At 48.0% G+C, this 14,037-nt stretch carries 7 protein-coding genes; 2 read left to right on the top strand and 5 right to left on the bottom strand.

Features of this window, described 5'->3' with window-relative positions; genetic code table 11:
* The first annotated feature begins 87 nt into the window (after positions 1–87).
* Both MHH63_RS02480 and MHH63_RS02475 read left to right on the top strand, forming a co-directional pair.
* The gene (locus MHH63_RS02480) at positions 88–405 is read left to right on the top strand and encodes a transposase (protein ID WP_036683594.1); all 318 of its coding nucleotides are present in this window, start codon (positions 88–90) and stop codon (positions 403–405) included.
* Entirely contained in the window at positions 354–1,280 is a 927-nt protein-coding gene (locus MHH63_RS02475) for an IS3 family transposase (RefSeq protein WP_341171986.1), read from the top strand. The genes MHH63_RS02480 and MHH63_RS02475 overlap by 52 nt, the downstream gene beginning before the upstream one ends.
* Positions 1,281–1,573: 293 nt before the next feature.
* Here MHH63_RS02475 and MHH63_RS02470 read toward each other — a convergent pair whose 3' ends face one another.
* The 5 genes from MHH63_RS02470 to MHH63_RS02450 all read right to left on the bottom strand — a co-directional run bounded on the left by MHH63_RS02470 (position 1,574) and on the right by MHH63_RS02450 (position 14,026).
* A complete protein-coding gene (locus tag MHH63_RS02470; RefSeq protein ID WP_341171179.1) occupies positions 1,574–9,415 on the bottom strand; it encodes a glycoside hydrolase family 3 N-terminal domain-containing protein in 7,842 nt (2,613 codons plus the stop codon).
* Positions 9,416–9,678: 263 nt separating this feature from the next.
* Positions 9,679–10,899 carry an ABC transporter permease gene (locus MHH63_RS02465; protein WP_341171178.1) on the bottom strand — a complete coding sequence of 407 codons (1,221 nt, stop codon included), beginning with the start codon at positions 10,897–10,899 and terminating at the stop codon, positions 9,679–9,681.
* Position 10,900: 1 nt separating this feature from the next.
* Positions 10,901–11,647 carry an ABC transporter ATP-binding protein gene (locus MHH63_RS02460; RefSeq protein WP_036679788.1) on the bottom strand — a complete coding sequence of 249 codons (747 nt, stop codon included), beginning with the start codon at positions 11,645–11,647 and terminating at the stop codon, positions 10,901–10,903.
* Positions 11,644–13,152, bottom strand: coding sequence for a DEAD/DEAH box helicase (locus MHH63_RS02455; protein WP_341171177.1), 1,509 nt, complete (start codon positions 13,150–13,152; stop codon positions 11,644–11,646). Before MHH63_RS02455 ends, MHH63_RS02460 begins: the two co-directional genes overlap by 4 nt.
* 97 nt (positions 13,153–13,249) lie before the next feature.
* Positions 13,250–14,026 (bottom strand): SDR family NAD(P)-dependent oxidoreductase, encoded by a 777-nt coding sequence (locus MHH63_RS02450; RefSeq protein WP_076127922.1) that lies wholly within the window; start codon positions 14,024–14,026, stop codon positions 13,250–13,252.
* Positions 14,027–14,037: the final 11 nt, after the last annotated feature.

Here is a 14,037-nt window from a genome sequence, read left to right as displayed (position 1 = left end):
GTTTCCTTACGGACCCCATGAAGCTAGAATAAAAAGTGGACAGTAGTTAACAGACTGGCGATAATGAGTCCACGGAGGTGTGTTCACATGGGAGAACATCGACAACGGTATAACGAAGAATTTAAAAAACAGACAGTGCAGTTCATTCAAGAGCAAACAAAGACAGTGGGCGACTTGGCGGAAGAGCTCAACATCCCAAAAAGTACCCTGCATCAATGGATGAGCCAGTATCGAGAATTAAAGAATGAACCGGCAGCTAGCGTGGATCGAGTACGAGAACTCGAGGCACAGTTGAAAGAAATGAGCCGTCAACTTCAAGAAAAAGATAACAAGATTGCCGATGTGGAAGAGGAATTAGCGATCGTAAAAAAAGCAGTGCACATCTTCAGCAAACCAAGGAACTGAGATTCCAGTTTATTGAAAAACATCGCTCCGAGTTTCTCTTGGAGAAGATGTGCATGACCCTACATGTGTCACGGAGCGGGTACTACAAGTGGCGGACAGAAAAAAACAGTACGCATATGCTTCGTAAGGCTGCGATAATGAAGCGAATTCAGTATCATTTTACAGACCATCAAAAGCGGTATGGGAGTCCGAAGATCACCCGCCTGTTACATCAAGAAGGTTATACCGTTACCGAACGCACGGTGAGTGTGTACATGCGACATATGAAGCTTCGCTCCATTGTCTCCAAAACGTATCGGGTACAGACCACTGACTCCAATCATGACCATCCGATTGCCCCGAATACGCTGAACCAGCAATTTAAAATACTCAAACCCAATTCAGTATGGGTTACCGACATTACGTACATTCCTTGCCGGGGAGGGCGCTTGTACCTGGCTAGTGTGATGGACCTTTGCACGCGCGAAATCGTGGGGTGGCGTTTGGAGAACCATATGGAAACTAGCTTGATTTCGGGCGCTTTACAAGATGCCTACGAAGCTAAACAACCGGAAAAGGGTCTATTACATCACTCCGATAGAGGTTCTCAATATACTTCTCATGAATACACGAAGCAGTTGAAAGCGTATGGCATGGAGTCCAGCATGAGCCGCAGAGGTAACTGTTATGATAACGCCTGTATCGAGTCGTGGCACAGCATTTTGAAAAAGGAGCTCATTTATTGTAATCCACGATTCAAAACTAAGGAGCAAGCCTACCAGACACTTTTTCAATATATTGAGTTTTACTATAACCGCAAGCGAATGCATGGCGCGCTGGGGTATCTTTCTCCAGTTCGTTTTGCTGAGCAATTGACTAGAATGTCTGTTGCGTGACTGTCCACTTTCTTGACAGAGGTCCACCAAAGCCGTTATTGGCATGCCAAACCCCAAATATGAACCTCTTCATAGGGAATAACGCCACTGGTGTCCGAACTTCCCCGATAAAGGTTGTAGATTTGCAAATAGCGTCAACTGGGTCCGTAAGCCTCAGGGGATAATTATGATCGGCGGCGGAGGTGCAGGCTTAATGTAGATCCAACAACCACACCTAAAAAAGGCTGTCGCAAACGTAGAAAATCTACGGATGCGACAGCCCAAAAGCTAAAAGTATCTTTACAACTGATGTATTACAGATTGTACAAGTTGTAGATCAAAACCGCTGCCTCTGCACGGGTGGTAACACCTTGTGGATGAATCCGCAAGCCGTCTCCCTTGATCAGGCCAGCACGTATTAGTGCTGCCACACTGTCACGTGCAAACGCTGATACTTGCTGGCTATCCGTGAAACGGGTCATTGAAGCTCCGTTGCCGGCTGGAAGCTGTCTGCCGGCTGCTGCAATCGCTTTTGCAGCCAATGTCATCATTTCCTGCCGCGTAACAGAAGCGTTAGGATCAAAGCTTCCATCTGGACGACCAGTGGCGATCCCCAACTGCTTCGCTATAGCCAACGCTTCATATCTGTAATCGCCAGGCTGCACATCTGTGAAGCTTTCTGCACTAACGCCTTCCAAGCCAAGCGCTTTTATAAGCAGGAGCACAAAATCTCCCCGCTTCACTTCCGACTGAGGCACAAATTGATCCTCTGTCATTCCGTTGATGATGCCTTTGGAGCCAAGCACCTCAATCGCATTGCGGGCCCAATCAAATTTGCCGATATCCCGGAATGTCTTCTCCGTAAAGGTGATACTGTACGTACCAGAGAGAATTCCTGTAAAAGAAACCATCCCTGTAGCAGCGATATATCTGCCACTTGGAACAACCGTTAGAATCCCCAACGGATTCAGACTATGAATCGTTATATGTCCTTCTTTACCACGTTCTTCTGATCGTGGAATATACGGTAGGGACACCTTAACCCGCATGTCAGGACTGTTCCATACGGCTTCCTTGCCATTGATAGTTACGCTCAGTTTAAATTCTGGACGAGAATCTGAATCCACCTTGGTTATCGTAATTACCCAAGGGGTTCCTGCCTCTTTTGCCGCTTGTTTCAGCAGACTACCTGGCAGCTCCAGCACACCAAATTCAGTATGAACAACCAATGAAGTCTTATCATCTGCAAAGATTATACCGTTTGGCAATTGCAGCTCATAACCCTTAGCTGTAGCTACTGCCGGTATATCAACAGTAACCGCTGAAGTTGCTCCACTTAAGCCTGCTGTAGCAGCCTTTTTCAAGCTCTCCAGGTCTACACTTGCTCTCGCCGCACCGGTATTACTGTTCAGCACTGGTGTTGCTGTAAGGATGGTGCTGCCGGTTACACTGCCAGCATTTCCGCTTGAATCCCCCCCTGTTGTTCCGCTGTTGCCACCACCTGTGGTACCCCCGCTTCCGGAAGTTGGTGCTGTCGTTGGCCGAGTAGTCGGTTCAATGGTTGGACTTGGGGTTGGTTCAGGCGTTGTTGGTGTAGGTGTTGGATCAGGTTTATCCGCAGAAACAATATATTCAAAACTGGAAATATCACTTGGCTTCCAGCCCTCTTTTACAGCAATCGCCTTAATCGTCTTGCTCTTACCTACATAAATCACTCCACTATAAAGTTCGCTGGCTGCTGTAGGTACAGTGCCATCCAACGTATAATGAATAGACGCTCCAGCTGTAGCTGTAGTTAACTTCACGGCAACCTGCCCTGAATAAGTTCCCCCGGCAGGATCAGCCTGCGGTGCAGACACCGTTTTCATATCAACCACTCCGCTGATCACATACGTGAATGGAGCTACAAAACTGTTTTCCATGCCCTCTTTTACCGCTATCGTACGAAGAACTGTGACTCCTACTGCGTCAATAGTTCCGGTATAAAGTGGACTGTCTGCTGTAGGCAATGACCCATCGGTTGTGTAATGAATCTCTGCTCCTGATGTCGCTGTAGTAAGGCTGATCGTCTGTAATCCGCTGTAAGCTCCCGGTTTCAAAGAAGAAACAGGTAAGGAAGTCTTTGAATGAATCGGCTGCTCTCCTTCTTCCGTCCGTTCCAGCGTAAACCAATCTAGATTGGCACCGTCATTATTGAAGCTCATCCGTACTACCTGTTTTCCTTGCGCAAGTTGTACGACACCACTCGCCAGCGTGTAATTCGACCATCCACCTGTAGTAGGCATAGGCACTGTTGAGAGTTTTGTACCCTTTACAGATATCGTAGTGCTTACTCCGCCTTGTGCTGTAGCATACCGATATACGATTTTATAAAGTCCGGCTTCAGTAATATCAAGGACATAATCCATGGAACCCCCTGCAACGGTAAACCCGACATTTCTAAAATCCAGCACACCGCCAGTCATGGTACTCTGAATTCCATTGGGTGTAGCATCGTAATAATTCTCGGCTTCCACCTTTAAAGAACCAGCGCCATCCATGATTTCTTCAGTATAAGGTTCTATTTGAATACCACTGAGCTCGTATCCTGCTGATCCAGCTTGCAGGCGCAGCTTCTGTTCACCCGCCTTCAATTGAAGAACGGTGCGTACGCCAACGGTTTGCGAGTAAAGATTCGGCACATCAACGGTTCTTAATGTCTTCCCATCCTCCGTTTTATAAATAATGCCCTTAGGAGCACCATTCGCGGAAGTCGCGGTAAGCGTAAAAGCATAGTTTCCATCCTGCGGCACATTTACCCAGTAATCGATGCTGTCTCCAGCATCAATGCCGGTCAGCTTCGCTTCGCTGCCTTGACCGCTGACTGTGATCCCTTGCAGCTGGTAGAATTGATCCAGTGCGTTCAAGCTTGTGACTTCTATAGGTGCTGTAGCACTAGTTGTTCCTAAGAGCTTAACCTCCGCACGCAGCACGCCGCCACCACTTGAATCGGCATAAGCATTTGCTGGCACATTTACGGTAAGCTGCAAATCACTATAATACGGGGTATGATCATTCCAGGCCAGCGTCAGCTTCACATGGGTAGGGTCAAGTAAGGCAGCTGCCCCAATACTTACATGCCCCTGATCCTTACCTGGGCCCGAGACAGAAATGCTCTGAATGGCATCAGGATTAAATGTCCCTCCTGAAAGGCTGACTACCAATTCATTCCCGTTCACTTGATAAGGAAGCGTGCTCGGAGAAAGACTAATGCTCTCTTCGTCGTTGATTGCTGTAACTATAAGAGGCAATTTCAGAACATGTACGCTGTCAAAAGACTGATTTGATTCTGTCTGATACACATCAGCGGTAACCGTAAGAATACGATCCGTGTCGAAATCAATAATTCGCGTACCCGCTAATACGACCTTCGCTGTATAATCATCCACCCGGTATACGCTATTGACAACTGTACCTTCGTAACCTTCAATAGACCAATAAGCGGTGTCCAGTTCAGGTGCATATTTGTCATTTACTAGCTTGACGATAACTTCTGCACCCTCCTCATTTCCTTCTACCAGAGCAGTCTCCGATTGAAGCGCGGGGCCGATCGTAAGCGACTGCAGATGAAATCCTGCTCCATTTACTTTCATGGTCAGCGTCTGCTCCCCGGCAGGCAAGGTTACCGTTCCATTAGCTATTTGCCAATTGGACCATCCCCCCGTCTTCGTCAAAGCATAAGTAGCTGCCGTTACCGTTACTCCATCCTCTCCCGTCAGCAGTTCCAGCTCTGCATCATCCTGATTAGTAGCATAGGAGATCAGGAGTGGGTAGGTACCGCTGGCAGGTACATTAATCTTGTACTTCACCCAATCGCCGGGGTCAGTATAACCCACTGCACCACCCGTTACTAATACACCTGAAGCTGTCGTGTAGTCTTGCCCTTGAAGCACAGCAGGAAGCTCATGTGATCCGGAAGGCGCTTGGCGTAAAGCTAATGAACGGATATTATAACCGTTCCCGTTCGTCTTCAAGGTGAGCTTGTGAATGCCCTTGTTCAGAGAGATCAAGGATTGATAATCTGCAAAATCGGTCAGACTCTCCGTCTGCTGCACAATTGGAAGCGTAGCAATGACCTTACCATCTTCACTAATCTCCACCGATTTTCCGGCGCCATCGCTGAATTGAGCGGCATGCTTAAATTGAAGTGAATATTCACCGCTCTCTTTAACATCAATCACATAGTCGAAGGTGGACGATGCGTCTGGCGAGAACCCGCCAATATAACCCTGCTCATTCACAGTGTAAACCCCTTGCGCTTCTTCAAAATCAACAGCATTCACTACACCCGGCACCGCCTGTATACCATTCAGACGTTCCCAGCTATAAGTGCCCACTGATTTCGCCGGCAGCACAGCACTAATTTGCGCACCGTCCACTAGCAATTTAAACGGCTGTGGATCCGACGTCTGGTTGATTACTACCGTCACAATCTCTTTTCCATCCGGACTAGCAAAAGCTACGTTCGTTACAGTACTGCTTGAGCCGTAGTCACTATCAATCCGCACGTACCCCGGTTTAACGAATTTTGTATATTGGCCCATCAGATAATATTCTGGCAGCAGCCAGTAATGGTTACGGTCTCCCGAATCCTGCACAATCGGGGTTGGGTCTGGCGTTCCGGTCCACTGATGGGAGGCAATATCACTGTCCAGCATCGCTACCCAGGAGTTATAGCTGCGGGCCCAATTACGGAAATATTGAGCAATGCGGTCTGCGCCTGAGGTACCCCAGACTGCGCGTTCGGTCAAATATACATTTTTGTCAGGATAGAGATTATGGAGTTGGGTCATCAGACCAAGGTCACCGCCATAATCATGAAAAGCAGTTCCGTCCACCGCATCGTAGGCACCTAATTCAGGATTGCCTAGGATTTGTGCTGGATAGGCCATCGTGTCACCAGGATTATGATCAAATGTCCACAGCTTCACGTCTTTGAAACCATGTTCATCTAATTCCTTCCGCAGCAGTTTAGCCAGCTGGGCTTCTTGCTCCCACGGCATTTTGGTGCTTGGATATTCAATTTCCAGCAAAGGTTCATTCTGCAAGGTCAGACCTTCAAAGGTAATTCCCAGCTTCTCGTACTCCTGTACGAATTTAAGATAATATTTGGCCAGTACAGGCAGATATTCATCCTTCACTTGGCCTTTGATCATACTGTCTGTAGTCTTCATCCAACCGGGCGGGCTCCAAGGTGAGGCAAAAAACTTAATATCCGGATTGATGTTTTGAATTTTTTTAACCGTGCTGATGATATGGTAGTCAATGTCCTTTTGGATGGAGAAATTCTCCAAATTAATGTCGGTTTGTCCTGGAGGCATATCATCGTAGGTATAAAATTGTTTATCTGTAAAGTCAGCCGTCCCAATCGTCAACCGGAGCATACTCATTCCGATCCCCGATACAGGATCAATCATTTTCCGCAGCAATTCCTCCTGCTTCGCCGCAGACATCTTCGCCAGATTATTGACCGTCGATTCCTCCATGGAGGTACCGATCCCTAGAATAGATTGATATTTCCGGTCAGGATCAATATGGAGCTCTGTACCTGCCTTCACGTCGGGAACCACAATATCCAGCTTCGCCTGCTCTTCCAGCTTCAAATCACCCTCTTGATAACGGTCAGCATAATACCACTTCCGATCGGAAGGATCTCGCTCACTCGATACCCAAGAGCTAACTACATCTGACTTAATAACATGTTTAGTGCTTTCCCCGCCATCTCCGGGATTCGATGGATCTACAGGCACATCACCTGTTCGAGTGAAGCTTACCCAGTTCAGGTTGATATCTCCACCGGTAAATTCCAGACGGATCTTTTGCAACCCTGCCTTCTTAAACACAACATTTTCTACAGCTTTCGTCTGCCAATTCTGCCAGCCACCTGTTGAGGTCACGCTTAATGTTCCTAGCTTAGTTCCCTCTGCTGATTTGATGTTGACGCCTGTAGTGCCACTATTAACGGAATAGCGGAAATCGGCTTGATACGTACCTGCTTGCGCCACATTCACGTTATATTCGAGCCACTGGCCAGCCGAGGTATAGCCGACATTGAGACCGCCACCTATATCCTGCGTATTTTCAGTTTGCAGTCCTGCGCTTTTGTTCAAAAAACCCTCTGCTTCAATTTTGCCGGGAATCGGCAGAGAAGGAATCTCTGGAGCTTCCGGATCGACAGGAGCGGTTGGAAGCTTTGGTGTTTTCTCATTTTTGGTCAATCCATATCCCGTTTTGAACAACACATTTGTACTGTTATTGTCTGCCGGATAATTGTTCAAAGTGAATGGCCAACGAATCGGATTTTTGCCTACAAAATCCTTAGTACCAAATAACACATCAGCTACTCCAGCACCCTCTGTGCCTGGTAGCCAAGCTGCCACAAGCCCATCCCAATCTTCCAATTGGCTGGCTATCGTCATTGGACGTCCAGACACCAGTACAACGATAAGCGGAATATTAGGATCAGCAGCACGTATATTCGCAAGTGTCGCCAGATCCTGCTCATCCAGATTCAAGCTGGTCCGGTCGCCATCGGTCTCGGCGTAAGGTGTCTCACCGATAACAGCGATCGCCGCATCATAACCCGCAGCCCCGCGCCCATTAAGGTTATATGTGACCGTTGTAGAAGCAGGAACAGCCTCCTTTATCCCTTCGAGGATCGTCGTGCCTTCAGTTATATTGCCCGACTTCCCTTGCCAAGTGATCGACCAGCCGCCGGCTTGGTTACCGATATTATTAGCGTTTTTACCCGCTACGAATATTTTATCCATCCCGCTTAATTGTGATAGAATTGGACTTCCATTTACCTCATCATTCTTCAAAAGAACAAGCGACTCCGCCACAGCTTGGCGGGCTAATTTGCGGCTTTCTGCTGAGCCAAAAGCACTCAACAGCTCCGGATCGCTTTTGGGATGCTCGAACAATCCTGAAGCGATTTTGACATGCAGGATACGTTCTGCCGCATCATCTATGCGCTCCGTAGTGATTTTACCTTCGCCTACAAGTTCTGTGATGTACTTAATCGTATCCTTCCAAACGGTCGGCATCATGAACATATCGACTCCGGCGTTTACGGACACATTCAGCTGGTTCTTCAACCCGCTAACTGCTTTTCCTTCGCTATCCACTGTGATTTGCTGCACAGCGTTATAATCTGAGATAACGAAACCGGTAAAGCCAAGTCCGCCATTTTTCTTGTCACCCTTCAAAACATCGGTCAGCAAATGTTTATGGGCATGCATTTTAAGACCTTGGATGCTGTGATAGGAGGCCATAACCGTCTGCACCCCTGCGTCTACAGCTGCTTTATAAATTTTCAAATCCTTATCCATGATCTCTTGCTCGGTATATTTAGTGATGTTGCCTTGATTTACACCATTATCCGTATAACCTTCACCTAGATAATGTTTTGCAGTTGCCGTGATTGTATCTGTCCCTGCCAATGCAGCAGCAGTCCGTCCTTGCAGACCAAACACATAAGCCGCACCTACTTCTGCTGAAATATCCTGATTATCACTAAAACCTTCATAGGTTCTACCCCATCTTGCATTATGAGGGGAGGCTATCGTTGGGGCAAATGTCCAGTTCGCTCCTGTTGCGGCTACTTCCTTAGCAGCAGCTGCACCAATAAGCTCAGTCAATGCCGGATCATTAGCAGCCCCTAGGCCAATATTATGCGGAAAAAGCGTCGCGCCTTTGACATTGTTATGTCCATGCACCGCATCCACCCCATAGAGCAGCGGAATGCCTAATCTGGTAGACAATGCACCATCCTGATAGCTATCAATCAAACTTCTCCAGTTATCGCGAGTGCTGTCACTTTCTTTTCCGTTAGGGAATGAGCCTCCCCCGCTGAGTACAGAGCCAAGAGCATATTTCTGTACCTCCTCAGGAGTGACGGCAGCTCTTTCTGCTTGAACCATCTGCCCAATCTTCTCTTCCAGCGTCATTCGGGATAATAGATCCGCAGTGCGCTCCTCCACACTTTTTGTGGGATCATAGTACACTGGAACTCCTGCGGCATCCGCTGCGGCCCGTGGTATACCCGCCTCAAGCACATTCAAGAATAAGGATGATAGTAAAAGCGCCACTATGAATATTGATAATCTTCTTTTCACGCCTGAATCCTCCCCCAATACTGTTTTGTTGGTACGGATGACTACGCCCATGATTGGAAGCGTATACATGATGTAAGATACAGGCTTATTATGCTGGAGCTATCTGGTAAAAGACATACAGCATTTTTTAAATACTCTGTTCCGTTTTTGCAAATTTAAGGACTTGCCCGGCTCAAATTATGCTTCCAGCAAAAAAAAGGCTCTCTCATTCGTAGAATTTCTCTACTGTGAGACAGCCTTTTTATTGTGAATATGAAATTGCCTTACAGATCGTCGTCATCCAATCGTGCTGCTTTGCGGGACAAGTATCCTTTAAACAGAAAGACTACCACAACACCTGCCGCTAAGGTAAAGATCACTGGCATCAGACGGTCACCTATGGAAGCTAAGAAAGGTAATCCAAGAATCAATGCCACAACCAGATGCGCACGGAATACAAATTGTGTCGTGTTGTCCGCCTTACTGCCTTCAGGAAAAGGATACACTGTCAGCCAAAAAGACTCGCTATGCAATTTGCGGAGTGCCGACAATTGAACACCAATGATGAACAGGAAGAACAAATAAATTCCGGTGCCAAAGTAACTATCACGGTTCCACCAATTCAGCAGCAGAGCCAGCACCGATATCCGCATAATGATTCCAAAGATATCGCCCCGGGCAAAGCTTTTCGTTAGCAGATACCGATAAGCAGTATCCTTGCGCCAAGGCAGCTTAGCGCCCCATTTGGAAAGATAACGGCGGGAATACACCCGTTGCTCACGGCCCGGTACATCCACGAACCAGCCCAGAACCATCAGCGCACGTGCACCTTGATTGTTTTCCATGGCGATCAGTCTTTCCCATGGCACAGCGTGACGTCCGGGCACAGACAGTGCAGCAAGATAGGCTGCTGCCAATAACACCATAAATATCAGGCTCGGACCGGCAGGCTGCCACAACCAAGCGGCAATAATCAAACCTCCAACTGCCCAGCGCAAGAAAGCATACACACCTGCCATCGGACGTGACAGCATAGCTATCTCTTTCCATAATCCATAACTCGCGATCAGCTTCACAGCAATCAGGATCAACACTGTAAATAAAAGTCGCTTGGGAGAATCATCTGTACGTATGTACAACGGCCAAAGGGTGATCAGTACAAATAACAAGCGAATGATCTTCCACACGTTTCCACTGACCCAGGATGTTGCAAAATATTCCTTCATGCGGTGACCCTGAGGCAGCAGAAAGATCGTATCCGGGGTCTGCAAATAGGTTCGGAAGCCGCTATGCACTGTCGCAGGCAACAGTAATGCTAACATAATCCAGCGAATGGGAATGCCTTCAGGTACATTTTGTAGCAGCGATGTATACCAAGCAGAGAAGACAATCAACACGAACAGGAAGACCATGGCTACGCCGCTTTGAATGATATATCCCACATAAGGAAGCATACTTCCCATGAATCTACCGCGCCGCGTGCGCCGCAGCTCTTTCAAATCCATATTATTTCCCTCCCTGAACCAGCTCGTAGAACAGCTGCTCCAAAGTCAGCCCCTGATGCCCGGCAGTTGCCGCTATTTCCGCCAGCGTGCCCTGTGCAATCACCTTACCTTTATGCAATACAATAAAACGGTCGCAATAATTCTCTATTGTGGAAAGAATATGAGAGCTTAACAGAATCGACGATCCAGAGTTCTTCAGATCCATCATGAAATCAAGCAAGGAACGGATCCCTAGCGGATCCAATCCTAAAAAAGGCTCATCGATGACATATAACGCAGGTCGTGCAACGAAAGCGCACATGATCATAACCTTCTGTTTCATCCCTTTGGATAGATGGGTCGACAGGGTGTCCATCTTATCCTCCATATGGAACAGCTTGGCAAGATGCGAGGTGCGGGATTCATAATCCTTTTGATCTACCCCATAAGCTCTGGCAGTAAATTCAACATGCTCACGAACCGTCATTTCGTCATACAGTAGCGGCGATTCCGGTACAAAAGACAACGCATTATTGTATCCAACGGGATCTTCAGCACGCGTCTTGCCCTGTACGGTGATATCGCCCTTATGGGGCGACATCAATCCTAGAATATGCTTCATCGTCGTACTTTTTCCTGCTCCGTTTAAACCAATCAATCCAACCATTTCACCAGGCTGCACCTGAAGTGCAATATCATGCAGCACTGGCTTATTCAGGCTGTACCCACCACTGAGACCCGTAATTTGCAATACGGGAGCATTATTCATTGACCGTCACCTCTCGGAGTTTTGTCTTTCAACCACTTTGGAGCTCCTTTATTTTTACGGTTCTTCTCACGTTCCGCATTGCTGGTGCGTTTGCTCCGTGCAGGAGTCGCATCTCCGCGTGCTCCCGCAGAAGGATTCGCGCTGCGCTGTGAATCGCGTTGTAGTTCTCCGCTTGTTGTTTCACTTGTGTTAATCGTAGCCATTCTTTTGGCAGGCGGTGTACCTGCTCCAACGGATGGCGACTGAACATTGGAGGCTCCAGATGTGCTAACAGGCGGCTTGCCGCTGCGTGGAGCGGATCCATCACGGCGTTGCCCACTGCCTTCATTACTCCGTCCCCGTCCATTGTGCAAAGCGCTGCGTGCTTCATCTGCTGCAAGCACCTTACCACCGACCATCTCCCGCTCCTCAAGCGCAATATCCAATTCGCGGGCGAATTTCCGCATGATAAAGGTCTGTTGCTCTGTAACAATTGTTACAGATAAGCCGCGGCGTCCCATCCGTCCGGTACGGCCTGCACGGTGTACATAATGTTCAGAATCAAAAGCCGGATCGTAGCTAACTACCAAAGAAAGATTCTCAATATCCAGTCCTCTGGCAGCTACGTCACTGGCAACAAGCACACGAAATTTGCCTTCCCGGAAACCTTTTAATACATTGCTGCGCGTTACCTTATCGGCATCTCCGTAAAGTGCTGCCGCAGTAAGCCCAAGATGATTCAGCTTAGCCTCAACCTCGGCAATATCATCTGTAGCATTCACGAACACAATCGCTTTATCGGGATTGTAATGGCGAATCACCCGGCGCAGCATGTCCATTTTGTTACGCTCTTCAGCAACAACATAATGATGCTCCAAACTTTCAGCAGTCATTACACCTGGAGCAATCCCAACCTCTGCCGGATTCTTCATTTCACGATTAGCCAGCGCTTTCGTCTCTGGTCCGATCGTTGCCGACAGCATAACAAGCTGGCGTGAACGCAGCGCACTGCTGACAATCTTTGTGACTTCGCCGGCTCCGCTAAGCTGGAACATTTGGTCCGCCTCATCCAGAACAATAGTACTGACTTCATGCATCTTCAATTTACGAAGTCCAATCAGCTCACGGATCCGCCCAGGTGTTCCCACAACTAGCTGTGGATGCTCACGCAGCTTGTCAATCTGGCGTTTGATTGCGGCCCCGCCAATAAGACCCATAACTCGGATTCCGCGCTGTTCACCATAACGTTCCGCCTCGCGTAAGATTTGCATCGCCAGCTCCTGTGTAGGGGCGAGCACCAGCTTTTGGACCACCTTCTGCTCCGGATTAATCGTTTGAAGCAGCGGCAATAGATAGGCCAGCGTCTTACCCGTTCCAGTCTGGGAAGCTGCAATAACATCTCTTCCCTCTAGTAGAAGCGGTATTGTCTGCTCTTGTACCGGGGATGGAGCGTTAATGCCGAATTCCGACAACCGGGCAATGAGGTCTTCCTGAATGCCGATAGCCGCAAAAGAAGCTTTATTCATAAGTGTAATTCATCCTTTTCGCTTGAGATAATATCTTCATTATATGCCAAAAAGGCCTCTCCACCAAATGGAAGGCCAATAAAGCTGACAACAGGGTCTATTTTCTGTTCATCGCATTATAAGTAAGCTTGTCCGCCAGGCGAGGAAACAGCCCGTAAAGCCGTATGCCAAACCCTGCCAGACCCGGAAGATCGAGCTCTTCTTTGCCGGTCTCCATAACCTTAACGATCTTAGAAGATACATGCTCTGGGGTCATCATCATCCGGGCTACACTCTTCTCATAATTGCCAGACGGGTCAGCCGTTTTGAAAAAATCGGTGGCAATCGGCCCCGGGTTCACAGCAGAGACGATAATTCCACTCTTCCGCAACTCCTGACGGAGCGCATTTGTGAATCCGAGTACAGCATGTTTGGTAGCTGTGTAGGCTACGGATTTGGCTGTGCCTATCTTCCCTGCCATGGAAGCCACATTTACAATCTGCCCGCTTCCCCGCTCCAGCATATGTGGAACAACAGCCTTCGTGCACCGGACAATCCCCATGTAGTTAACATCCATCATATCGTCAAATTCATGAGGCTCCATCTCTGTAAAAGCAGCAAATTTGCCGTACCCTGCGTTATTTAGCAAAATATCAATTCTGCCATATGCCTCCAAAATTTGTGCGAAGGTCTTCTGAACACCCTCAGCATCTGTTACGTCACAGGTGTACAGTCCAAAAACGCCCGGGATACCGGCCGCTGTTTCTTTCAGCTTCGCTTCGGAACGTGCTACCAGGACAGGGATTGCCCCCTTTTTACTAAGCATCTGTGCCGTTAATGCACCAATGCCGCTGGACGCTCCTGTAATCACAACAACCTTATCTTTGAGTACCATGAATAGTATTT

This window comes from Paenibacillus sp. FSL H3-0310 (genome assembly GCF_038002785.1).
Classification (GTDB): Bacteria; Bacillota; Bacilli; order Paenibacillales; family Paenibacillaceae; genus Paenibacillus_AQ; species Paenibacillus_AQ odorifer.
Note: the sequence above shows the minus strand (reverse complement) of the source record. Positions and strands in the feature narration are given on the sequence as shown.